We start from the raw sequence: 22,760 nt of genomic DNA, 5'->3' as shown, positions 1-22,760 counted from the left end.
TTATTTTGGGTTGTAGTGGGGAAAAATGTGGAATTATCCCAAATAAGAGAGTGAATGTTTAGAGGTCAATTTACATATTCAATGGATTCTAAAGGTCGGATCGCTATTCCGGCTAAACTTAGAAAGCATATTTCTGCAGATACAAACGAAACGTTTGTGATGACGAGAGGTCTATCCAATTGCATCGATTTATATCCGCTGGATGAATGGCAGAAGATAGAAGAATCACTTTTAAATTTAAATACATTCCAACCTGATGATGCAAGATTTATAAGAATGTTTGTTCAGTTTGCTGCTGAAGATGTAATGGATGGCCAATCAAGAATTATGATCCCATCAACTCTCATTACTTATGCAAAAATTGAAAAAGAAGTTTTAATACTTGGTGCGTTAAAAAAAATAGAAGTCTGGAATCCAAAAGTTTATGAAGAATATTTATTACAATCTCCGCAAACTTATGAGGAGATTGCGGCTAAAGTAATGGCTTCTAAATGAGTGAGCATCATATTCCTGTGATGCTTAATGAAAGCTTGGATCTTTTAATTACTGATCGTTCCGGAATTTACTTTGATGCAACGCTGGGATTTGGCGGACACTCGAGTGAAATTATTAAAAGACTAAATAATGATGGTCGTCTTATAGCTGCTGATGTTGATACTAATGCTTTTGAGTTTTCAAGAAAAAAATTTGCTGATGAATCGGGAGTTAGTTTATACAACTTTAATTACTCTTTTATAGATGTGATTGCAAAGATAGAATCAATACAAAACTATGATGGTGTGCTTGCGGATTTAGGAGTATCATCATTTCAATTGGATAATCCGGAATCCGGTTTTACCTACCGTAGTGATGCATTGCTTGATTTACGAATGGATAAAACCAAAAAAGTTACTGCCGCCGATGTTATCAATACTTTTACGGAAGAAGATCTAGCAAATGTTTTTTATGAATATGGCGAAGAAAAGAATTCCAGAAAGATTTCCCGGACTATTGTCGAAAGACGTACCGGTAAAAGAATTGAAACAACCGGACAGTTAGTTTCAATAATTAATGAACTTGTTCCACTAAACTTTCAACGAAAAACATTATCAAGAATTTTTCAGGCGCTTAGAATTTATGTAAACGATGAATTAGGAAATCTGAAATTATTTTTAGAAAACTCACTTAAGGTTTTGAAAAAGGGCGGACGGATTGTTGTTATCTCTTATCATTCGCTAGAAGACAGAATAGTAAAAGATTTTTTTAAAGCTGAAACTATTGTAAGCCTTAGTCCAAAAGAAGATCCACTAGGATTAATTAAAAAAGATGCAAGGTTAGAACTGATTAATAGAAAACCACTTTTACCGAGTGATGATGAAATCAGAAATAACTATCGCGCGAGAAGTGCTAAACTAAGAGCTGCTGAACGATTATGAAGAAAAGTGCTAAACCAACAATTTTTTTGTTAATAACACTTCTGTTGATAATAACTGTATTTGCGCTTGCAAGTGTTGGGCTAAAACTTAAATATGAAAAAAACGTTTTGCAAAAAGATAAAGCAGAAAAAACCTATAAAACAGAAAGTCAAAGAAAAATAAAACTAACAGCAGAATATCAAACTGTAACTGCTGAAGAAAGAATTGTTGCAATTGCAGAAACAAGGCTTGGTTTGATTAGAAATGTTGAGTCAGCTTTTATTATAAAATATGATATCAACAAAGTTGAAGATCTAAACGAGATTTTAAAAGAAAAATATGAATAACTCACGCGCATTATTTGTAATACTATCAATCTTAATCTTTTTCATCGCATTGGTGATCAAGCTGGTTGATATTCAGATAGTGCGTTCAGAGGAATATTCTTATTATGCTCAAAGACAACAAACAGGCGTAGAAAAAATTGAAGCTGAACGTGGATTGATTTACGACCGCAATAATGTTTTGTTGGTTTATAATCGTGCAGATGTTTCTTTTTATGTTGATTTAAGAATGATCAAACAAAAACATAAAAACGAGATTGCGCAAATATTTGCTAAGAAGTTTAATAGAAGTAAAAACTATTATTTGAATCTTATGAAAGGTTCAAAGAAAACTATATGTCTCGAGAAGAAAACTTCATTAGAAATCGCAGCATCATTAAAGAATATTAAACGTTCAGGATTTTTTTATAAAGAGGAACCTTCAAGAGTTTTTCACTACAATAATCTTGCATCACACGTTCTTGGTTACTTAAATAATGATGATAAAGGCGTGATGGGTATTTCAGAATTTTATGAAGATGCATTAAATGGTGAAGATGGATCCAGAATTATACAAAAAAATGCTGTTGGTGAAACTGTTACAGTAGATGAAGAAGAGATAAACCCTGCTGTTTCAGGTGATGATTTTTATTTAACAATTGATAAAAGTTACCAGTTAATTCTTGAGGATGAATTAAGAAAAGGTGTGAGCGAATATGGCGCTGCTTCCGGTACCGGAATTATAATGAACCCAAACACCGGCGAAGTACTTGCACTTGCAAATATTGATGATTTTAATCCTAACGAATATTGGAAGTACAATGATTTTCAAAGAAGAAATCGTGCAATAACGGATACTTATGAACCCGGTTCAACTTTTAAATCTTTTACCATTGCTTCATTAATTGATCAGAAGTTATGCAGACTTAATGAAAGATTAAATCTTGAAAATGGAAAATATAAATTTCAAAACGTAAATATTAGGGATACTCATCCTTTTAAAAGTTTAGATGTTGTTGGAATACTTGAACAATCAAGTAACATCGGTGTTGCAAAACTTGTCCAACGAATTGATGATGAAAAATATTTTAAATATTTGCGCGGATTTGGTTTTGGAAATTCCACTTCACTAACATTGCCTGGTGAAACTGCTGGGAAATTAAGAAAACCAAATGAATGGTCTAAAGTCTCTAAAGCATATCTTTCATTTGGATACGAAATTTCTGTAACCCCTTTACAAATGTTAGCTGGATATTGTGCATTAATTAATGGCGGAGTTTTATACGAACCACAATTGCTTCAACGTCAAATTTCAAAAAATGGAGACTTAGTTCATGAGTTTGATCCTATTGAAATAAGAAGAGTTATATCATCTGAAACTTCTAATGTTATGCGCGATTTATTGGGTGGGGTTGTAAAAAATGGGACAGGTAAAAAAGCGTTTTCAGAGTTTATTTCAGTTGGCGGAAAAACCGGGACATCACAAACTTTAGTTAATGGAAAATATTCCAAACAACATTACAATTCTTCTTTCATTGGATTTTTTCCGGTTGAAAATCCGCAAGTGGTTTGCTTGATACTGTTAAATGCACCAGATCAAGGCAGATATGGTGGATTGGTTGCGGCTCCAATATTTAAAAGTCTTACTGAAAGAATTGTCCAAACTGATATTGAAAAATTTCAACAATATTTTAATCCTGATTTAATGCACAATCTAAAATTTGCTGATGATCATTCTCAAACAAAAACTGAAATAAAACCAATTAGTGTTAAAGAGGTAAAATTATCATCTAATAATAAAATGCCTGATCTTGTAAACTGCCATGTTAAAGACGCCATTTATGCACTAACAAAACTTGGTGTTAAGTATAAAATTAAAGGAACAGGAATTATAACTTCCCAAAGTATTGCTCCAGGTAAAAAGTTAAATGGAAATGAAGTATGCTTGATTGAATGCTCCGAGTATACTGTTAAAGGAGCTTCTTTATAAATGGAAATGACGCAGCTTTTAAATAGTGTTAATGCTATTCAAGTAACTGGAGAAGTTCAAAGAAAAGATGTTGCGGATATAGTTTATGATTCAAGAAAAGTTCTGAAGAATTCTGTGTTTGTTGCGATAAAAGGATACAAAACTGACGGTCATAAGTTCTTGCAGGATGCCATCAATAAAGGTGCAGTTGCTGTTGTTGTGGAAGATCCAAACTCAATTCCTGACGAATTTGTCGCTCATGCCCAAATCGCAAAAATTGTTGTAAAAGACTGCAGAAAAGCATTGGCAGAATTATCAAAAGGGTTTTACAAAGATCCAACAAGTAAATTTAAACTTATTGGAATTACAGGGACAAATGGAAAAACTACATCAACATTTATTTTAAAAAATATTTTGCAGAATGTTGGATATAAAACTGGATTAATTGGAACAATTGCAAATTATATAGGTGACGTAAAAGTCGATTCAAAGCTTACAACACCGGAATCTAATGATTTGAACAAAATGTTTTTAGATATGATTCAAGAAGGTTGCACGCACACCGTGATGGAAGTTTCATCACATTCATTAGTCTTAAACAGAGTTTACGGATTAGATTTTTCAGCAGCAATATTCTCTAATATTACTTCCGATCATTTGGATTTTCATAACAGTTTTGAAGAGTACTTAAAAGCAAAGAAAATTTTGTTTGATGGATTAAATCAAAAATCTTTTGCAATAATTAATTCTGATGATATACATTCAAAAGAGATAACTAAAGATTGCAAAGGCAAAGCAGTCACTTATGGTGTTGCTGAAAATTCACATTATCAAATTAAAAATATCGTTTATGATTTAAATGGGACTGATTTTACAATCACAAATAACAAAGTTGATTATAAAATTCATACTTCATTAATCGGAACATTTAACGCATATAATGCAACTTCAGCATTTGCAACTGCAAATAGTATTGGGATTGATGCTGATAAGATAATTAGCGGAATAAAATCATCACCACAAGTTCCGGGAAGATTTGAAGTTTTAGGTAATGGAAAGAAAAAGGTTATCGTTGATTATTCACATACAGCTGATAGTTTAGAAAAAGCATTACAAGCTGTTAGAGAAATAGTAAATGATAAAAATCAGGTAGTTACAGTATTTGGATGCGGCGGCGATAGAGATAAAACGAAACGTCCTATTATGGGTAAAGTCGCAAGTGAATTAAGTGATAGAGTTTTTGTTACCTCTGATAATCCAAGAACAGAAAACCCTTTTGAGATTATTGAAGATATCAAAAAAGGAATTGCTAAAAATAATTATGAAGTCGAAGAGAATAGGGAAGCGGCAATCGCAGAAGCTATAAAAACTTCTAATGAGAATGCTGTCATTCTGATTGCAGGAAAAGGACACGAGAGTTATCAAGAGATAAATGGCGTTAGAAATCATTTTTCAGATCGTGAAATTGCATTAAAGTATTTAGCTTAATGAAAAAAATACATTTAAACATAGAAGATATTTTTAATATCCCGACAGCAGTGATTTATAATCCTGATATGTTTAAATCTATTTATCATGTTTCAATTAATTCAAGAGATATTAAAAAACACACCTTGTTTATTGCAATAAAAGGCGAACGATTTGACGCGCACGATTTTATTGATGAGGTTGTAAAAAGAGGTGCAGTAGCGATCATTATAAATGAGAAGAATTTTAAAAAGATTAGTGATTTAGAAATTCCTGTAATAACTGTTAAAGATACCGTTGTTGCATTAGGCGATGTTGCAAAATTGTGGCGTTCAAAACTTAAAGCAAAAATAATTGGAATAACCGGAAGTGCTGGTAAGACAACAACAAAAGAAATTCTTGCAGCATTGCTTTCTGAAAAATTTAAAGTGAACAAAACAGTTGCAAACAATAATAATCATATTGGTGTGCCGTTAACGATTTTAAGTACAAATGAAAAGCATCAAGTATTAGTTGCTGAACTCGGAACAAATCATTTTGGAGAGATTCCTTACACAACAGCAATTACTAATCCGGATTTAGCTTTGATAACAAACATTGGTGATTCACATTTAGAATATTTGAAAAATCGTAAAGGTGTGTTTAAAGAAAAATCTGCGTTATTAAAAGCAACATTAAATAATGGTGGAAAAGTTTTTATAAATAATGATGATAAGATTTTAAACGAATTTGGAAAGACTGTAAAAAATAAAATCACATTTGCCTTGAATGAAAAAGCAGATTATAAATCAAGTATTAAAGGTTATGATAAGTTAGCGCGACCGCAGATTGAAATAAAAAGTAAAAAAAGTGATTCTGTTATAACTCTACCAATTAGTGGTGACAAAAATGTTTTAAACTTTACTGCTGCTTTTGCAATTGCATCTGAGTTGGGATTAACAAATTCACAAATTCAAAAAGCTTTAAAGAAAATAAAATCTTATAACAAAAGATTAGAAATTAAAAATTATAAAAAGTTTGCTCTTATTAATGATACTTACAACGCTAATCCAGATTCGATGAAAGCATCGCTTGAAATTTTGAATAAGATTGAATCAAGAAGAAAGAAAATTGCTGTTCTTGGAGATATGTTTGAACTCGGCCCTGAATCAAAAGCAAAACATTTAGAGTTAGCAAGCTTCATCGATAAAATTAAAGTTGATGAAGTATATGCTATTGGTAAAATGATGAAGTTAATGAATCAAAAGTTAAATCATAAAACAATAGTACATCAGCACTTTAATGATAGAGAATCATTAACAAACTTTTTAAAAACATTAGATATTAATAATTCTGCAATCCTTGTTAAAGGCTCACGCGGAATGAAAATGGAAGAGTTTGTTTCGATTCTTGAAACAAGAAAAAAATAATGCTTTACTATTTATTTGAATACATAAATAAAACTTTCAATCCACCAGGATTTGATATTTTTAGATTCTTAACATTCCGTTCTGCACTAGCAGCAATAACAGGATTGTTCCTGGCATTCTATCTCGGTCCAAAAATTATTAAGCGTTTGCAAGCACATCAAATTGGTGAAGCAAAAAAAGCTGATGGTCCCAAGTTTCATTGGTCAAAAGCAGGCACACCAACAATGGGTGGAATGATAATAATATTTTCTGTTGTTATTCCTGTATTGCTTTGGGCTGATTTAAAAAGCACATACATAATATTAATTCTTGTTGGTACAATTTGGTTAAGTCTAGTCGGATTTTTAGACGACTATTTGAAAGTAATAAAAAAATATCCAAACGGATTGATTGGTAGATATAAAATTTTAGGACAGGTTACGATTGGACTAATAGTTGGTTGTGCAGTTTACTTTTTACCTGAATTTAAAGATGTAAACACTTTAACAACAGTTCCATTTTTAAAAAATGTAAATTTAGATTTCTCAATTTTCTACATACCGCTGGTTGTGTTTATCATAACAGCAACATCAAATGCGGTAAACTTAACTGATGGATTAGATGGATTAGCAACTGGTGTAATAGTGATAGTTATGATTGCGCTTGCTTTACTATCATACTTTAGTGGCAATACAATCTTTGCAAATTATTTAAATATAATCCATCTGCCAGGAGCAGGAGAATTAACTGTTTTTATTGCAGCATTAATAGGTGCCGGTTTAGGATTTCTCTGGTTCAATTCATATCCCGCACAAGTGTTTATGGGTGATACGGGCTCACTTGCTTTGGGTGGTGCGTTTGGAATAATAGCAGTGCTAATCAAGAAAGAATTATTTATTCCAATTCTTGGCGGAATATTTTTTATGGAAACTTTATCTGTAATTGTTCAAAGGCTTTACTTCAAATACACTAAGAAAAAATTTGGTGAAGGCAAAAGGGTTTTTAAGATGGCACCAATTCATCATCATTTTGAAATGGTTGGATGGGCAGAACCCAAAATTGTTGTGCGTGCTTATATTATCGCAATCATACTTGCTATTGTAACTTTAGTTTCATTTAAAATTAGATAAGATGTTAGACATTAATAACAAAAAAATATCGATAATTGGTGCCGCAAGAAGCGGGCTTGGTGCTGCAAAGCTTGCAAAAAAGCTTGGTGCGATTCCATTTGTTAGTGATGCAGGATGTGAAGAAAAATTAAAAACTTCAACTCAAGTTTTACAAAAAGAAAAAATAGATTTTGAAATTGGTAAACACACAGAAAAAGTTTTTGATTGTAATTTGATGGTTGTAAGCCCCGGTGTTCCGTCAGATGCTGAAGTTATTAAAAATGCAAAAGCTAAAAATGTTAAAACAATAAGTGAAGTTGAATTTGCTTCCTCATTTTGTAATGCAAATGTTATTGGGATTACAGGGACTAATGGTAAAACCACAACAACTAGTCTGTGCGGTTATCTTTTCAATGAATGTGGAAAGAAAACTTATACGGCTGGTAATATTGGCTTAGCATTTTCTGAAATATCTGCTGGAGCGAAAGAAAATGAATTTGTGGCACTTGAGATATCGAGCTTTCAGTTAGATTTAATTGACAAATTCAAACCCAAAGTTGCAATGATATTGAACATTACTCCGGATCACCTAAACAGATATGAAAACAGTATTGAAAAATATGCACAATCAAAGCTGAGAATATTTGAGAACCAAGATGGGAATGATTTTCTAATTTTAAGTAAGGATAGTGATTTATTAAATCAGAATTTCAAAAATGCTAAAAGTAAAATTTTCTTTTTTTCAACAACAAAAAAAGTTACTAACGGATGTTTTTTAGAAAATAATGAAGTAAAATATGTTAAAAATGATGTATTGGAATTTACTTGTAATGTTTCCGATATATTTATTAGGGGCGAGCATAACGTTCAGAATGCAATGGCTGTGATAATTGTGGCAAAGATTTTTAATCTTCATAATGAAAAAATTCTTGAGGCATTAAGATCATTTAAAGGAGTTGAACACAGGATTGAACTAGTAAGGGAAATTGATGGGGTGAAATTTATTAATGATTCTAAAGCCACAAACATTGATTCTGTAATTGTTGCTTTGAAAAGTTTTGATGATCCAATTATCCTAATACTTGGCGGACAAGACAAAGGTAATGATTACTCGGTGATTGAAGATTTAGTAAAAGAAAAAGTTAAGAAGATTTATGCAATCGGTTCATCAGCAGAAAAAGTTTTTAATTACTTTCATTCTAAAGTAAAAACTGAGATTAAAAAAGATTTTGACGAAGTGATAAACTCAGTTATTAGTGAAGCTCGAGAGGGTGATGTTGTTTTGCTTTCACCAGCTTGTGCAAGTTTTGATATGTTTGATAATTACGAACATCGCGGAAAAGTATTTAAAGAAATAGTAAACGGTAAATGAAAAAATTAGCAATCACAGTTTTCTTTGCCTCATTTAGTTTAATCTTAATCGGATTGATAGTAGTGATGAGCGCAAGCAACACCTATAGCGCTGCAAAGTTTGATAGCGCTTTTCACTTATTCAACTCGCATCTTTCAAGAGTTGTTGCCGGTTTATTTATGATGGCAATATTTAGTTTTATTCCTTATGAATGGTATAAGAAAATTAGTAAACCTGCCATTCTTAGTACGGTTTTACTTTTGATTATAACATTGATATTTGCTCCTCAAGTAAAGGGAGCAGGCAGATGGTTAAACCTTGGGTTTATAACTATTCAACCTGCAGATATAGCAAGATTACTTCTAATAGTTCACCTTTCTTATTTATTAGAAAAAAAGAGAGATGATATTTTAGATTTTAAAAATGGATTTATGTATTTGTTCATTTGGGTTATGATGATTGCCGGATTAATATTTATTCAACCAAATGTCAGTACTGCTGCATTAATTGTTGTAATTTCTCTAACTATGCTATATGTAGGCGGAGCAAGGCTCAAACATATTTTTGTTTCGTCATTCAGTTTGATAATTGCTGCAAGTTCTTTTGCAATGATTCTACCTCACTCAAGAAAAAGAATTATAGGATTTATAAATTCTTTTGGAGATGGCGGAACAATTAATCATCAACTTAAACAAGGAATGCTAAGTCTCGGCAGCGGTGGAATATTCGGAGTTGGAATTGGAAATAGCAGGCAAAGTAATTTGTTTTTACCGGAATCTTATGGTGATTTTATTTTTGCTATTCTTGGTGAAGAAACTGGATTTATTGGCGTTATTGTAGTTCTTCTTTTCTATGTTGTTCTTTTTGTTGCAGGAATTCTTATCGCGAAAAGAGCAAAGGATAAGTTTGGACAAATGCTTGCGTTCGGAATTTCATTTTCAATTATTATCTATGCATTTGTAAATGCTGCAGTTGCTACTGGATTATTTCCAACAACAGGGCTTGCTCTGCCGTTTATTAGTTACGGTGGGACGTCAATTATTTTTCTTAGCGCTTCAGTTGGGATACTAATGAACGTAGCAATTTATAATCATCAAACTGAAAAGGATAAAGAAAAACAAAAGCAAAGTGAGATTGAATCCTTAAAGAAAAATGAATTAGCATTTCAGGATTTTAAGTGATGAAGAGACAGAACAATCCATATCGATTTCTTTTTGCCGGCGGCGGAACAGGCGGACATTTGTATCCAGCAATTGCAGTTGCAGATGAGATTAAGAGATTAAAACCTGAAGCTGAAATAATCTTTGTGGGTACAAAATCTAAAATTGAAGGAAGAGTAATTCCAAAACTTGGTTATGGATTTAAATCAATCTGGATAAAAGGATTTGCTAGAAAGTTTAATCTTGAAAATTTATTGTTCCCGGTAAAACTATTTGTATCGCTTGTGCAATCGTTATTTATTTCTTTCAGATTTAAACCTCGAGTTGCGATAGGTTCAGGCGGTTATGTTGCGGGTCCTGCAGTATGGGGAGCATCTGTGTTGGGAGCAAAAGTAATTTTAATGGAATCCAATAGTTATCCAGGTTTAACTACTCGGTTGTTAGAGCGTTATGCTGATGAAGTGAACATTTCATTTGAAGATTCAAAAAAATATTTGAGAAGACCTGATAAAATAAAATTGACAGGTAACCCTGTTAGAAGTGAACTTGGTTCATCTACTAAAGAAGAAGCAAAAAAATCTTTTGGTCTTGATGAAGGCAAGTTTACTGTTCTTGTACTTGGAGGAAGTTTAGGAGCAGCATCAATTAATAAAGCCGTTGCCGATTGTGTTGAGGAGTTAGAAAAAAAATCTTTACAAATCGTCTGGCAAACTGGAAAAAATTATTATCATAGCTATAAAAACATTAATTTAGACTCCGTGAAAATTCTGGATTTTGTTGAAGACATGAACAAAGCTTACTCAGCTTGTGATTTGCTTGTTGCGAGGGCTGGTGCAACTACCATTGCTGAGCTAACTGTTCTAGGAATTCCTTCAATATTAATTCCGTCGCCCCACGTCGCGGAGAATCATCAATATTTTAATGCTAAATCGCTTGCAGATAAAAATGCTGCAATCTTGATTAAGGATTCTGACGTGAATTCGGTTTTGAAGGAAAAAATATTTGAATTAGTTCAGAACAAAATTTTATTAAAAAGTTTGAGCGAAAACGCTAAAAGTATCTCAAGACCTGAAGCGGCAAATGTAATAGCCAAGAGCGCAATTAATTTTGCTTTAGCAACATGACAGACGAACAATTAAAATATAAAAGTAAATTCAAGTATAATATGTCGTTTTATTATCAGTCAACAATTATATACTTCGTTGCATTTGCAATTTACTTGTTGATTAGAGGAGAGTTTGTTGAAAGTTCTTATACACTAATTACACACGATCCAATAATTTACTTGCTTGCCTTTATTGTTGTTGTTTCTGTAATTGCATTGTTGTTCAATCTTTATAGAAACAGATATATCGAATTTAATAATGAGGGTTTAGTATTTAGTGATAGGTTTGGTTCCAAGCTTATTCACAAAAATGAAATTAAAGCGATTAAGCTCGGTAAAGATAGAAGATATGGAAAATCTAATCCCTTAAAATTGGTTAGAATAAAAATTAATTCCAGAATAAGACCGTTTGTAGTTAGACCGAATGATTATGAAAATGAAAATGAGTTACTCAAAAAATTTCATCAACTTAAACTTGAAGTAGAAAAAGTATAGATGTTCAAGAATATTAAAAAAGTTCACTTTGTTGGTATTGGCGGAATAGGAATGAGCGGAATAGCAGAGATTCTTTTGAGTCAGGGCTTTATTGTTTCTGGTTCTGATAAATCCAAAAGTGAAGTTACGGATAGACTTGAAAGCATCGGAATAAAAGTATATGAAGGTCATTCTCCGGAAAATTTAAAAGATGCTGATGTTCTCGTTTATTCTTCTGCAGTTCAGATTGATAACCCAGAAGTTAAAGCAGCTATTGATCGAAAGATTCCTATAATAAAAAGATCTGAAATGCTTGCTGAAACAATGCGGATGAAATATGGGATCGGAATTTCTGGCACGCATGGTAAAACTACAACAACATCAATGGTTGGATTAACTTTAACTGAAGGTGGAATTGACCCTACAATTATTGTTGGTGGAAAGCTTAGCGGTTTAGGCGGAACAAACGCAAGACTTGGGAGTGGAGAATTTATTGTTGTAGAAGCAGATGAATTTGATAGAACGTTTTTAAAACTTACTCCAACTATTGCAGCTATCACAACATTAGAAAGCGAACATCTTGACACGTACAAAGACTTGGATGATATAAAATCCGCCTTCATTGAGTTTGCAAATAAAGTACCTTTCTATGGTTTTGTTACATTGTGTTTAGATGAACCGGCATTGCAGGATATAATGCCGCACATCAACAAAAAAATTATTACATATGGATTGAATGCTCAGGCCGATGTTAGAGCTATGGATATTACTCATAATGGATTTACTAGCACTTACAAAGTTAAATATTTTGGTAAAGAGCTAGGTGAGATCACTTTAAAAATTCCTGGTACACATAATATCAACAACTCACTTGTTGCTATTGTAATTGGAACGGAACTCGGAATAGATTTTAAAATTATAAAATCAGCATTAGAAACTTTCTCTGGTGTTTACAGAAGATTTGAAGTTAAATACAATAAGGAAATTTTGGTTATAGATGATTACGCACATCATCCAACTGAAGCGGCAGCTACTTTAAAAGGGATTAGAGATGGTTGGAATAGAAGATTAATTGTTGTTTTTCAACCACATCTTTATTCGCGTACTAAAGATTTTTATCAGGAGTTTGGCAGAGCCTTTCTTAATTCTGATGTTTTTATTTGTACTGATGTATATCCTGCAAGGGAATTGCCAATTGAAGGCATAACCGGGGAATTAATTGCATCGACAACAAAAAAGTTTGGACATAAAAATGTTCATTATGTTGCTAATAAAAATGAAGTGCCTTCTTTACTGGATGAAATTAAAAAAGATGGAGATATTGTTGTAACAATGGGTGCGGGAGATATCTGGAAATATGGTGAGCAGTTTGTAGAGATGTTAAATAAAAATTAATGAAAAATGATTTTGGAAAAATATTTGGCATTATTCTTTTATCTGTAATTGTACTTTCAATTTTATACTTGTCTCTTTTTACATATAACAAAAAGGGAAAAGAGGAAATTAAAATGATAAATATTTACGGTAATCATTTGTTAAATAAAAAAATCTATTTGCGATTTGCTGATATAGATCAATCATCTGTTTATGATGATTTAACTCTTAACATGATTAAAAAAAGAATTGAAGAGCATCCATATATTGCTAAAGCCGAAGTAAAATCTGATGGACTCGGAAATGTTGATGTGAGGATCAAAGAAAAGGATATTTATGCTGTGTTGTTGAGCAGAACAGAGCCATACTTTTTAACAAATGATTTTGAACTACTAAAGATTCAAGAATATACAACATACTCGGATATTCCGGTAATAAGCAATTTTAGAATAACAGATAAACTTTCACCTGCTACAATTTATAAAACGGAAGATGTTGTTGAAGCATTTAGAATTATAGATGCAGCTAAAATTACAGATATTGAATTATCAAAAAAACTATCAGAGATAAATCTTAAAAATGGTGGCGATGTTGTGTTAACCTTTTCAGGAGTTAATTATCCTGTTGTTTTTGGAAGAGGTAATGAATCTAAAAAAATGATTTACCTTAGTTTAGTTTGGGAAAGAATAAACAATTTAAAAGCAAGTTATCAAAATACTGAATACATAGATTTAAGATTTACAAATGAAGCATACATCGGAAGCAAAGAAAACACAGGCTTGATTTAATGAAAAAAGAAATTTTAGTTGGATTAGATTTAGGAACAACAAAAGTTTGTGCTGTAATTGCTGAAAAGATTCCAGAACAAAACAAGATTGATATACTTGGGTTTGGTGTTGCTCCTTCCGAAGGATTGCATAAAGGATTAGTTGCAAATATTGGTAAAACTGCTGAAGCAATTAAATCGGCAATGTCTATTGCCTCCAACAGAGCTGGCTTTGAAGTTACAACAGTTAATGTTGGTGTTGCCGGTGAACATATTACAAGTATCAGACATAGAAATTATGTGACAATAAATCGTGATGAAAAAGAAATCACTAAAGATGATCTTGATCGATTAGAAGCTGATGTTCGTACAATCAGAATTCCAAGTGATAGACAAATTCTTCATATAATTCCGGAAGAATTTTCAATTGATCATCAAAGTGGAATTGAAAATCCAATTGGAATGTCTGGTTCAAGATTAGAAGCAAGTAATCATGTTGTGCTTGCCTCAATACCAGCAATGGAAAATATTAGAAAATCTGTTGAACGTGCAGGTTATCAAGTTCAGGATTATATCTTGCAGCCAATCGCATCAAGTGCATCTGTATTGGAAGAAAGTGAAAAAGATTTAGGAGTTGCTTTAATAGATATTGGTGGTGGTACAACAGATATAGCTATCTATCATAAAAAAGCTATTAAGCACACAAGAGTAATTGGAGTTGCAGGAAATCAAGTTACAAATGATATTCGCGAATCTCTTGGTGTTATGACAGATGAAGCCGAAAGACTCAAAAAAGAATACGGTTATGCAAGTGAGAATGCAATTATTAAAGATGAAGATATTTTGATTAAAGGTGTTGGCGCAAGAGGGAATACAAAAATTCCAGTGAGTCTGCTTACACAAATCATAAGTTTAAGAATGAAAGAACTGTTTACACTTGTTGATAATGAATTACGAACCGCCGGTTTCAAATCCAAAATAAAAGCTGGAATTGTGCTTACAGGCGGCGGATCATTACTAAACGGCGTTACAGAATTAGCAGAAGAAGTTTTTGGTTTACCGACCAGAATCGGTGTTCCGCAAGAGTTGGGTGCAGGATTATCAAATGAAATTGAAAGTCCTGAGTTTGCAACTGTTGCAGGATTAATTAAGGGAATACCGGGCGGCAAGTCAAGTGAGTATCAGGTTTTAATTAAAAAACAAAAAGAAAAATCTGAAAATCAAATTGGCAAGCTTATTAAAAAAGTGCAAGATTTTTTCAACGAATTATAAATCATTATAGGAGGACCTATGTCGCGATTTGCAACCATCGATAAAGAAAAACCGATGTCAGCAGTTTTAAAAGTTGTTGGTGTTGGCGGTGGAGGCTGTAATGCCATCGAAAGTATGATTGCTCGCGGGTTAAGCGGTGTTGAGTACATTGCCGTTAATACGGATTCACAAGTGCTACGGAGCAGTACTGCAACACATAAAGTTCAGTGTGGCAGTGCAATTACACGCGGCTTAGGTGCCGGAGCTGACCCTAACATTGGAAGAAAATCTGCCGAAGAAGATCGCGATCAGATTGCTGAGGTTCTTTCCGGAAGTGATATGGTTTTTATTACTGCCGGTATGGGCGGTGGAACTGGAACGGGTGCGGCTCCTGTTATTGCCTCGATTGCAAAAAGCATAGGCGCTTTGGTTGTTGGTATCGTTACCAAACCTTTCCGATGGGAAGGTAAAACAAGAATGATGAATGCTGAAAAAGGTATAATGGAATTGCGTCAGCACGTTGATAGCTTAATTGTTATTCCAAATGAAAGATTACTTAACATTTTAGATAAAGCCACAAACGCTTTTGCTGCTTTTGATAAACCGAATGAAGTTCTTTATGAAGCAACCCGTGGCATAGCAGATATCATCACAATTGAAGGATTGATCAACGTTGATTTTGCTGATGTCCGTGCTGTAATGAATTCCAGTGGTGAAGCTTTGATGGGATGTGGAATTTCCAGCGGTGAAAATCGCGCAATTGAAGCAGCCCAAAAAGCTATTTCAAGTCCGCTACTTGAAGGTGTAAATATTAAAGGTGCAAAGAGTGTACTTGTTAATGTTACAGGATCAAGCAGTATGACAATGCAGGAAATTAACGAGGGCAACAATATAATATTTGAAGCCGCTGGTGAAGAAGCCAACGTTATTTTTGGTGTTGTTAAAAAAGACGAAATGAATGATTACATATCTTACACTGTCATTGCAACGGGATTTGATAGTGCAAGAGGAAACAATTATAGCAGTAAAACTATAGCTGCTAAAAAACAAACACCTACTTTATCAGACAATATACGTGGTGGATTTAGTCTGTTTGGGCCCGAAAATGTTGATTCAAACGATCTTGATGTTCCAACAATTTTGAGGGTAAACAGCCCAAAAGCCTCGATTGAAGATGATGAGGAAAAAAACACTCCAAGTGGTTTTGCTGTTGAAAATTCCAGGTATTCCTGGGCAAAAGAAAGAAACGAGAAAAAGGATGATTCTAACGATGATGATAGTTCATCATTCTTAAGAATGATTATGGATTAAGTTATTAAAGTGTAATTAAATATTTTTTCAATCAATAAATTCAGAGAGGATTTATGAGTGATCTTCATTCAAATTCCGAGTGTGAGAATATTCTCTCTGCGGATGGGATTGAAAAAAATCTGCTCATCAATAAGGAACATTCCGAACAGTTAGATCGAATAATCAAATCAAAAGGTAAACTTGTTGTTTACCTTTCCATCATCTATGGTTTAATAATAGCAGCAGGTTTGGTTTATCTTTTTATACGCTAATTATTTTTTTCATTCATCAATCAACCTTGATTCAATCATAACATTTTCATCATAATCTTGAACAACAATAACTCGATTTGGTCGGCAGCAAATCCGGCAATCTTCTATAAAATCCTGCTTGCCCTCAATAGTTAAATCAACCCATACAGAATTTTCTACGCCGCAGTACTGACAAACCCAGTTTAAAGTATCATCTGTTTGCATTTTATCCTCGCTTAGAAAATTTACAACTGTAATAAGGCATTTAAATTGTTTAAAATCAATCCTTTTACGGTATTGCTTTTGAATTTTAAATATTTTATATAGTGGGCAAATGTTCACTATTTTTATGTATGGTAATGGAAATTGAAGAACTAATATATCAAATACCAAAAGAGTGGCGAGACAATACAAAAATGTTTTCGCTTTATCCGCCGATACCTAAAAACACAGCCGCTGTTAAGTTTGATATTTATGATTTTGAAATGCTCTTTAATGATGAGGCCACGAATAACCTTATCCGTACAGGGCAAACGATAGGCTGTTTTTATATTGAATCCCCGGGGATGCGCTCGCTTCTTCGCAAACTTGATGTTCACGATTTTGAAATGCTTACTGCGGCAAGTTCAATAATTCGTCCCGGTGTTGCAGAAAGCGGAATGATGCAGGAATTTATTGCGCGCCACAAAGATCCAACAAGAAGAAAATATCTTGTTCCAGAAATGGAAGATGTTCTTGGCGAAACTTACGGGGTAATGATTTACCAGGAAGATGTTATAAAAGTTGCGCATCACGTTGCAGGCTTAACTTTGGAAGAAGCTGATTTGCTTCGCCGTGCAATGAGCGGCAAAATGCGTTCGCACTCAGCAATGCAAAAGATAGTTGATAAATATTTTTTATCATGCAGGGATAAGGGACTTACGGATACACAAGCCAAAGAATTGTGGCGGCAAATAGAATCGTTTGCAGGATATTCGTTTTGCAAAGCTCACAGCGCTTCGTTTGCGCTGCTTTCTTATCAGGTTGCTTTTCTTAAATCGCATTATCCTGCGGAGTTTATGGCAAGCGTTTTAAGCAATGGCGGCGGGTTTTATTCCGCTGCGGTTTATGTGTGGGAATGTAAGCGGCTAGGATTAAAAATGCTTCTTCCCTCCATAAATAAGAGTAATTACGAGTACACTGGAAAGAAAGATGAAATACAAATTGGATTGATGGTAATTAAAAATCTTTCTTACAATAGCTGCCAAAAAATTTTAGATGAAAGAAAAAAAGATGGTGAGTATCATTCGCTGGCAGATTTTCTTATCCGTACAAAGCTTGCATTTGAAGAAATATCAATTCTAATAAAATGCGGATCGATGGGATGTTTTAGAAAAACAAGACCGGAACTCTTGCGTTTGCTGGATATTTACATCCACAAAAGAAAAATTCTTAATGAAAGTTATAACGATCTATTTCTACACGAAACTTTTGTGATGGAAGATGAAGTAAAAACAAACATCAATTTTAGTGTTGAAGAAATTTGCAAAACAGAATATGAATCTTTTGGATATATGGTTACAAGGCATCCGCTCTTTTTTTATAGCCGTTTTAGGGAACATAAATCAATCGTTAAAGCAAAAGATTTAAATAAACATCGTGGTAAAAATGTAAGATTAATTGGATGGTATATGACATCTAAACGGATAAAAACACGTAAAGGGGATATAATGAAATTTCTTTCGCTTGAAGATAGAACGGGAACATTCGAAGCGGTTATCTTTCCGCGCGAGTACGAAAAGTTTGCCGAACAAACTATGTCTATGGGTCCTTATATTATTGATGGCAAAGTTGATGAAAACGATCCAACAAATATTGTTGTAAGTAAACTTAGCATTTTGTCAGTTGAATCTGTAAAAGTTGCAGACCAAAAAGATAGTGTGGATAATAAATATTTTGGCGATGTAGAAAAGATAAGTGAAGAAGATTTTAGGCTACTGGAAGGAATTGATAAAGAAAAGTTAAGATTGGCTTATGCGAGTTAAGAATAGTCTATAAATTGCGATTATAAACAATTTCTAATCAGACTTAAATGCCGAAATATTAAAAACCTATTACAGATCTAAAAATAATTTGAAACGAAGCGGGTTTAAACTTTACTTTAAAAATTAATACCGTTAAGTTTGGTTCAAATAAAATTAACCTTTAACTCTATCCAGTGAGATGGAAAAGGATGAACAAAATGAAAATTAAAAAAATAAGGTAACCTCTGAGGATAGTTAATCCAAAGAGGCTTTTTTGTATATGGATGTAAAATCAAAAATAATAGACGCTGAAGGATTTGACCGAATCCTTACAAGAATGGCTCACGAAATTCTTGAGAAAAATAAAGGTTCACACAATCTTGTGATAATGGGAATGCGAACACGCGGCGAATTTTTAGGTAAACGAATTGCCGAAAAGATTAAACAGATCGATAATGCTGAAATACCATTCGGAGTTCTTGATGTAACCCTTTATCGTGATGATTTTAGAACTCGATTGAAACAGCCAGAGGTTTCTGTTTCAAATATCACATTTGATATAAATGAAAAAGATATAATTCTAGTTGATGACGTATTGTTTACCGGAAGAACAGTTCGTTCAGCATTGAATGCAATTATGGACATGGGACGACCAAGTTCAATTCAACTATGCATTCTTATCGATAGAGGACATCGTGAATTACCAATCCGCGCAGATTATGTTGGAAAAAATATTCCAACGTCGCACAATGAAGAAATAAAAGTTAAAATTAAAGAACACGATGGTGAAGATGCCATCTATATTATAGAATCAGAAAAGAAATAAAGAATATGTCATTATCAAGCAGGCATTTGTTAGGACTTAAAGATGTTCCCAAAGAAGATATCCAATTAATTTTAGATACCGCAACAACTTTTAGGGAAATTCTTGAGAGACCGATTAAAAAAGTTCCAACTCTGCAAGGAAAAACAGTTGTAAATCTTTTTTATGAAAGTTCAACACGAACCAGAATTTCTTTTGAGCTGGCAGAAAAAAGACTTTCTGCAGATTCAGTAAACTTTGCAGTTTCTGGAAGCAGTGTTAGTAAAGGTGAGACACTAAAGGATACTGTAAGAAATATTGAAGCGATGAAGGTTGATATGATTGTTGTTCGTCATGCGGCAGCAGGCGTACCTTTAATGCTTACAAAAATTTCAGATTCCAATATTATAAATGCGGGTGATGGAATTCACGAGCATCCAACGCAAGGATTGCTTGATATGTATTCAATTCGTGAGAAACTTGGAAGACTTGAAGGATTAAAAGTTTGTATTGTTGGAGATGTTGCGCACAGCCGTGTTGCTCTTTCAAATATTTATGGATTAAAAACTATGGGTGCAAAAGTTTCTGTTTGCGGTCCTTCAACTATGATTCCCAAATATCTTGATGAACTCGGTGTAGATGTAATTCATAACATCGATGAAGCAATACAAGAAAATGATGTACTTAATATTTTAAGAATTCAACTTGAACGAAAAGCACGTGAATATTTTCCATCAATAAGAGAATACTCTCAGTATTTTGGAATCGATAAAGAACGATTAGAAAAAAATGGAAAAGATATTTTGATACTTCACCCCGGGCCTATAAACAGGGGAGTTGAGATATCTTCTGAAGTTGCTGATGGCAACTCACAAATAATTTTGCAGCAAGTTACAAATGGAGTTGCAGTTAGAATGGCAGTTCTTTATTTACTTGGAACACTTAATTAGAAAATAAGAAAGTTTGAAAATGAAAGTTATATTAAAGAATGTAAATATTTTAAATCCTCATCAAAAGGTTAACGAAAAAAATGTTAACATTTTAATTGAAGATGGAAAATTCAAGAATATAGGAAAGCTTACAGAGTCAGAAATTAAAGATGCAAAAGTATTTGATTTGGATGGAAAGTACATCGTACCAGGATTTTTTGATATGCATGTGCATTTGCGCGAACCAGGAAGAGAAGATGAAGAGACTGTTGTTACTGGCTGCAACAGCGCTGCAAGTGGTGGCTTTACGGGAATTGCTTGTATGCCAAATACTGATCCGGCAATTGATTCTGCTGAAGTTGTAACTCTGATAAAAAAACAATCTGCTAAACATCTGGTGGATGTTTATCCTGTTGGTGCCGCAACTGTTGGGAGAAAAGGCGAAGTACTTTCTCCAATGGCTGAATTAAAAGATGCCGGTGTAGTAGGATTTTCTGATGATGGAATTGCAATTAAAACTGCATCGATTCTAAAAAGATCTTTAGAATATGCAAAGATGTTTGATCTTCCGATTATTGAACATTGTGAAGATGAATCGCTTGCAGGTGGAGCAATGAATGAAAGTATTAATTCAACATTACTCGGTCTTCCACCAATTCCATCCGTGGCAGAAGATTTAATAGTTATGCGTGATATTTTAATGGCTGAATACACTGATGCAAAAATTCACATTGCCCATATAAGCAGTAAAAAATCTGTTGAGATGGTACGTGAAGCTAAGAAAAAAGGTATTAAAGTAACAGCGGAAGTTGCTCCTCATCATTTTACATTAACTGATGATGCTGTTAAAACATATGATCCAAATGTTAAAATGAATCCACCACTTAGAACTAAAGCTGACGTTGATGAAATAATAAAAGGATTAAAAGATGGAACTATCGATTGTATTGCATCTGATCATGCACCACATTCAATTGAAGAAAAAGAGATGGAATTTGAGTATGCTCCAAACGGAATTATTGGATTAGAAACTCAAATTGGTTTAGCATTCACAGAACTTTATCACAAAAAAGTTTTAACATTAGAAAATATGGTTGAAAAATTATCCATCAATCCAAGAAAAATATTGAACCTTCCGGTACTAGAAATTAAAGAAGGTGAAATTGTCAATCTTACTATTTTAGATATTAATGCTGTTTGGACTGTGGATAAGAAGAAATTTAAATCTAAATCATCGAACACGCCTTTTGATAAAAGATTACTTACTGGAAAAGCAGTTGGAGTTATAAATAAAAGGCAAATGTTTTTTGATGGAAGTTTTTTAAATATTTAGACACCTCTTCCTTTAATTAAACTATACTCCAATCGATGTTCAATTAAATGGACATTATCAGCATTAAATCTTTGTTTTATAGTAAAAAAAGAAGTTATTTGTTGGCATTTTATTTGGCTCATCTAACCAGAAAAAGAATTAACTGTAAAGGTGAACGAAATGAAAAAGTTATCAATCTTCGCAATACTTATCATCTCAACTCTAATATTGAGTTCTTGCGACGTAAATGAATCTTATTACAATGATTACACAGCGCCAGATCCACCAACAAATATTCAAGTACTTAACGGTGATGGCAGAGTAGATATTTATTGGAATAGAAACAGAGAAAGCGATGTTGCTGGATACAATGTGTATTTTAATTACACTTACGAAGGTAAATATGAATTGATAGGTTCAACTTCGGGAACTTACTTTGCGGATATGGAAGCGGTAAACGGAAATAAATATTATTATGCAGTTGCTGCTTACGATTACAACGGAAACGAAAGTGAACTTAGTTATGATGTAATCTATTCTACTCCAAGACCTGAAGGTTTTAATCAGTCCATATTTGATTATATACGATTCCCTAATAATGCTGGATACACATTTACAACTTATTCAACAGTTGCCTATGATGCTGAAGATGTTGATTTCTTCTTTGAATTATATCAAGGTACTGGATACATAAGAGTTTATGATGATACTGATATTCAGGATATGGGGGTAACTACTGATATTTATGATATACCTTATGCTCCTTTAAATGGCTGGAACCCAAACAAAGAAGAAATTGCAATAGTTGGACACACATATGTTATTTGGACATGGGATAATCATTTTGCAAAGATTAGAGTTAAAAATATTACTGCCGATAGAGTTGTTTTTGATTGGACTTTTCAATTGGTTGAAGGTGAACCACAATTAAAACCAGTTGTTAAAGGAAGCGGCGATCGCAAGTTAAATAAATTACAATTGGCGAGATAATTAAGATTTTATTACTTTTGTCGTGGACTTGTATTTGAAAACTGCAAATGCG

At 33.2% G+C, this 22,760-nt stretch carries 22 protein-coding genes; 21 read left to right on the top strand and 1 reads right to left on the bottom strand.

What is annotated here, in order from left to right; translation table 11 throughout:
* Positions 1 to 54 precede the first annotated feature (54 nt).
* Genes mraZ through IPJ23_07575 form a run of 16 tightly spaced genes read left to right on the top strand, consistent with a single transcriptional unit; the run spans position 55 to position 16,693 of the window.
* Entirely contained in the window at positions 55 to 495 is a 441-nt protein-coding gene (mraZ, locus tag IPJ23_07650; GenBank protein MBK7630560.1) for a division/cell wall cluster transcriptional repressor MraZ, read from the top strand.
* Positions 492 to 1,415, top strand: a complete 924-nt coding sequence (rsmH, locus tag IPJ23_07645; GenBank protein ID MBK7630559.1) for a 16S rRNA (cytosine(1402)-N(4))-methyltransferase RsmH — start codon at positions 492 to 494, stop codon at positions 1,413 to 1,415. The genes mraZ and rsmH overlap by 4 nt, the downstream gene beginning before the upstream one ends.
* Positions 1,412 to 1,741, top strand: a complete 330-nt coding sequence (locus tag IPJ23_07640; protein ID MBK7630558.1) for a hypothetical protein — start codon at positions 1,412 to 1,414, stop codon at positions 1,739 to 1,741. The genes rsmH and IPJ23_07640 overlap by 4 nt, the downstream gene beginning before the upstream one ends.
* Positions 1,734 to 3,707, top strand: a complete 1,974-nt coding sequence (locus IPJ23_07635) for a transpeptidase family protein (protein ID MBK7630557.1) — start codon at positions 1,734 to 1,736, stop codon at positions 3,705 to 3,707. Before IPJ23_07640 ends, IPJ23_07635 begins: the two co-directional genes overlap by 8 nt.
* Positions 3,708 to 5,174, top strand: coding sequence for a UDP-N-acetylmuramoyl-L-alanyl-D-glutamate--2,6-diaminopimelate ligase (locus tag IPJ23_07630; protein ID MBK7630556.1), 1,467 nt, complete (start codon positions 3,708 to 3,710; stop codon positions 5,172 to 5,174). It begins immediately after the preceding gene.
* Positions 5,174 to 6,562 (top strand): UDP-N-acetylmuramoyl-tripeptide--D-alanyl-D-alanine ligase, encoded by a 1,389-nt coding sequence (murF, locus tag IPJ23_07625; GenBank protein MBK7630555.1) that lies wholly within the window; start codon positions 5,174 to 5,176, stop codon positions 6,560 to 6,562. Before IPJ23_07630 ends, murF begins: the two co-directional genes overlap by 1 nt.
* Positions 6,562 to 7,671, top strand: coding sequence for a phospho-N-acetylmuramoyl-pentapeptide-transferase (locus IPJ23_07620; GenBank protein ID MBK7630554.1), 1,110 nt, complete (start codon positions 6,562 to 6,564; stop codon positions 7,669 to 7,671). Before murF ends, IPJ23_07620 begins: the two co-directional genes overlap by 1 nt.
* A 1-nt stretch (position 7,672) precedes the next feature.
* Positions 7,673 to 9,022, top strand: a complete 1,350-nt coding sequence (gene murD / locus IPJ23_07615) for a UDP-N-acetylmuramoyl-L-alanine--D-glutamate ligase (protein MBK7630553.1) — start codon at positions 7,673 to 7,675, stop codon at positions 9,020 to 9,022.
* Positions 9,019 to 10,182: a cell division protein FtsW gene (locus IPJ23_07610; protein ID MBK7630552.1), complete on the top strand. Its 1,164-nt coding sequence runs from the start codon at positions 9,019 to 9,021 to the stop codon at positions 10,180 to 10,182. Before murD ends, IPJ23_07610 begins: the two co-directional genes overlap by 4 nt.
* The gene (gene murG / locus IPJ23_07605; protein MBK7630551.1) at positions 10,182 to 11,285 is read left to right on the top strand and encodes an undecaprenyldiphospho-muramoylpentapeptide beta-N-acetylglucosaminyltransferase; all 1,104 of its coding nucleotides are present in this window, start codon (positions 10,182 to 10,184) and stop codon (positions 11,283 to 11,285) included. Before IPJ23_07610 ends, murG begins: the two co-directional genes overlap by 1 nt.
* Positions 11,282 to 11,761, top strand: coding sequence for a hypothetical protein (locus IPJ23_07600; protein ID MBK7630550.1), 480 nt, complete (start codon positions 11,282 to 11,284; stop codon positions 11,759 to 11,761). The genes murG and IPJ23_07600 overlap by 4 nt, the downstream gene beginning before the upstream one ends.
* A complete protein-coding gene (locus tag IPJ23_07595; GenBank protein MBK7630549.1) occupies positions 11,762 to 13,135 on the top strand; it encodes a UDP-N-acetylmuramate--L-alanine ligase in 1,374 nt (457 codons plus the stop codon).
* The gene (locus tag IPJ23_07590; GenBank protein MBK7630548.1) at positions 13,135 to 13,902 is read left to right on the top strand and encodes a cell division protein FtsQ/DivIB; all 768 of its coding nucleotides are present in this window, start codon (positions 13,135 to 13,137) and stop codon (positions 13,900 to 13,902) included. The genes IPJ23_07595 and IPJ23_07590 overlap by 1 nt, the downstream gene beginning before the upstream one ends.
* Entirely contained in the window at positions 13,902 to 15,152 is a 1,251-nt protein-coding gene (gene ftsA, locus IPJ23_07585) for a cell division protein FtsA (protein MBK7630547.1), read from the top strand. The genes IPJ23_07590 and ftsA overlap by 1 nt, the downstream gene beginning before the upstream one ends.
* An 18-nt stretch (positions 15,153 to 15,170) precedes the next feature.
* On the top strand, positions 15,171 to 16,442 hold the full coding sequence (ftsZ, locus tag IPJ23_07580) for a cell division protein FtsZ (GenBank protein MBK7630546.1): 1,272 nt from the start codon (positions 15,171 to 15,173) through the stop codon (positions 16,440 to 16,442).
* Between the two features lie 53 nt (positions 16,443 to 16,495).
* Positions 16,496 to 16,693, top strand: coding sequence for a hypothetical protein (locus IPJ23_07575; GenBank protein ID MBK7630545.1), 198 nt, complete (start codon positions 16,496 to 16,498; stop codon positions 16,691 to 16,693).
* Between the two features lie 9 nt (positions 16,694 to 16,702).
* Here the strand turns inward: IPJ23_07575 and IPJ23_07570 are convergent, their stop codons facing one another.
* Complete coding sequence (locus tag IPJ23_07570; GenBank protein ID MBK7630544.1) at positions 16,703 to 16,897, bottom strand: CPXCG motif-containing cysteine-rich protein; 195 nt, start codon at positions 16,895 to 16,897, stop codon at positions 16,703 to 16,705.
* A gap of 134 nt (positions 16,898 to 17,031) precedes the next feature.
* Between IPJ23_07570 and IPJ23_07565 the strand changes: the two genes are divergently transcribed.
* The 5 genes from IPJ23_07565 (at position 17,032) to IPJ23_07545 (ending at position 22,708) form a co-directional block, all read left to right on the top strand.
* Positions 17,032 to 18,696: a hypothetical protein gene (locus IPJ23_07565; GenBank protein ID MBK7630543.1), complete on the top strand. Its 1,665-nt coding sequence runs from the start codon at positions 17,032 to 17,034 to the stop codon at positions 18,694 to 18,696.
* 259 nt (positions 18,697 to 18,955) lie between these two features.
* Positions 18,956 to 19,501 (top strand): bifunctional pyr operon transcriptional regulator/uracil phosphoribosyltransferase PyrR, encoded by a 546-nt coding sequence (pyrR, locus tag IPJ23_07560; GenBank protein MBK7630542.1) that lies wholly within the window; start codon positions 18,956 to 18,958, stop codon positions 19,499 to 19,501.
* 5 nt (positions 19,502 to 19,506) lie between these two features.
* Complete coding sequence (locus IPJ23_07555) at positions 19,507 to 20,427, top strand: aspartate carbamoyltransferase catalytic subunit (protein MBK7630541.1); 921 nt, start codon at positions 19,507 to 19,509, stop codon at positions 20,425 to 20,427.
* 19 nt (positions 20,428 to 20,446) lie between these two features.
* Complete coding sequence (locus tag IPJ23_07550; GenBank protein ID MBK7630540.1) at positions 20,447 to 21,739, top strand: dihydroorotase; 1,293 nt, start codon at positions 20,447 to 20,449, stop codon at positions 21,737 to 21,739.
* Between the two features lie 159 nt (positions 21,740 to 21,898).
* Positions 21,899 to 22,708: a hypothetical protein gene (locus IPJ23_07545; GenBank protein MBK7630539.1), complete on the top strand. Its 810-nt coding sequence runs from the start codon at positions 21,899 to 21,901 to the stop codon at positions 22,706 to 22,708.
* Positions 22,709 to 22,760: the final 52 nt, after the last annotated feature.

Source organism: Ignavibacteriales bacterium (genome assembly GCA_016709765.1).
GTDB lineage: Bacteria > Bacteroidota > Ignavibacteria > Ignavibacteriales > Ignavibacteriaceae > IGN3.
This window is presented reverse-complemented; position numbering and strand designations above follow the sequence as displayed.

Excerpts from the sequence above, each read along its gene's own strand:
- IPJ23_07600 (MBK7630550.1), top strand. The coding sequence starts at position 11,282 with ATGACAGACGAACAATTAAAATATAAAAGTAAATTCAAGTATAATATG.
- IPJ23_07570 (MBK7630544.1), bottom strand. The coding sequence starts at position 16,897 with ATGCAAACAGATGATACTTTAAACTGGGTTTGTCAGTACTGCGGCGTA.
- IPJ23_07620 (MBK7630554.1), top strand. The coding sequence starts at position 6,562 with ATGCTTTACTATTTATTTGAATACATAAATAAAACTTTCAATCCACCA.
- murD (MBK7630553.1), top strand. The coding sequence starts at position 7,673 with ATGTTAGACATTAATAACAAAAAAATATCGATAATTGGTGCCGCAAGA.
- murF (MBK7630555.1), top strand. The coding sequence starts at position 5,174 with ATGAAAAAAATACATTTAAACATAGAAGATATTTTTAATATCCCGACA.
- pyrR (MBK7630542.1), top strand. The coding sequence starts at position 18,956 with ATGGATGTAAAATCAAAAATAATAGACGCTGAAGGATTTGACCGAATC.
- IPJ23_07595 (MBK7630549.1), top strand. The coding sequence starts at position 11,762 with ATGTTCAAGAATATTAAAAAAGTTCACTTTGTTGGTATTGGCGGAATA.
- IPJ23_07640 (MBK7630558.1), top strand. The coding sequence starts at position 1,412 with ATGAAGAAAAGTGCTAAACCAACAATTTTTTTGTTAATAACACTTCTG.
- IPJ23_07630 (MBK7630556.1), top strand. The coding sequence starts at position 3,708 with ATGGAAATGACGCAGCTTTTAAATAGTGTTAATGCTATTCAAGTAACT.
- mraZ (MBK7630560.1), top strand. The coding sequence starts at position 55 with ATGTTTAGAGGTCAATTTACATATTCAATGGATTCTAAAGGTCGGATC.
- IPJ23_07550 (MBK7630540.1), top strand. The coding sequence starts at position 20,447 with ATGAAAGTTATATTAAAGAATGTAAATATTTTAAATCCTCATCAAAAG.
- murG (MBK7630551.1), top strand. The coding sequence starts at position 10,182 with ATGAAGAGACAGAACAATCCATATCGATTTCTTTTTGCCGGCGGCGGA.
- IPJ23_07565 (MBK7630543.1), top strand. The coding sequence starts at position 17,032 with ATGGAAATTGAAGAACTAATATATCAAATACCAAAAGAGTGGCGAGAC.
- IPJ23_07610 (MBK7630552.1), top strand. The coding sequence starts at position 9,019 with ATGAAAAAATTAGCAATCACAGTTTTCTTTGCCTCATTTAGTTTAATC.
- IPJ23_07590 (MBK7630548.1), top strand. The coding sequence starts at position 13,135 with ATGAAAAATGATTTTGGAAAAATATTTGGCATTATTCTTTTATCTGTA.
- rsmH (MBK7630559.1), top strand. The coding sequence starts at position 492 with ATGAGTGAGCATCATATTCCTGTGATGCTTAATGAAAGCTTGGATCTT.
- ftsZ (MBK7630546.1), top strand. The coding sequence starts at position 15,171 with ATGTCGCGATTTGCAACCATCGATAAAGAAAAACCGATGTCAGCAGTT.
- IPJ23_07555 (MBK7630541.1), top strand. The coding sequence starts at position 19,507 with ATGTCATTATCAAGCAGGCATTTGTTAGGACTTAAAGATGTTCCCAAA.
- IPJ23_07575 (MBK7630545.1), top strand. The coding sequence starts at position 16,496 with ATGAGTGATCTTCATTCAAATTCCGAGTGTGAGAATATTCTCTCTGCG.
- IPJ23_07545 (MBK7630539.1), top strand. The coding sequence starts at position 21,899 with ATGAAAAAGTTATCAATCTTCGCAATACTTATCATCTCAACTCTAATA.
- IPJ23_07635 (MBK7630557.1), top strand. The coding sequence starts at position 1,734 with ATGAATAACTCACGCGCATTATTTGTAATACTATCAATCTTAATCTTT.
- ftsA (MBK7630547.1), top strand. The coding sequence starts at position 13,902 with ATGAAAAAAGAAATTTTAGTTGGATTAGATTTAGGAACAACAAAAGTT.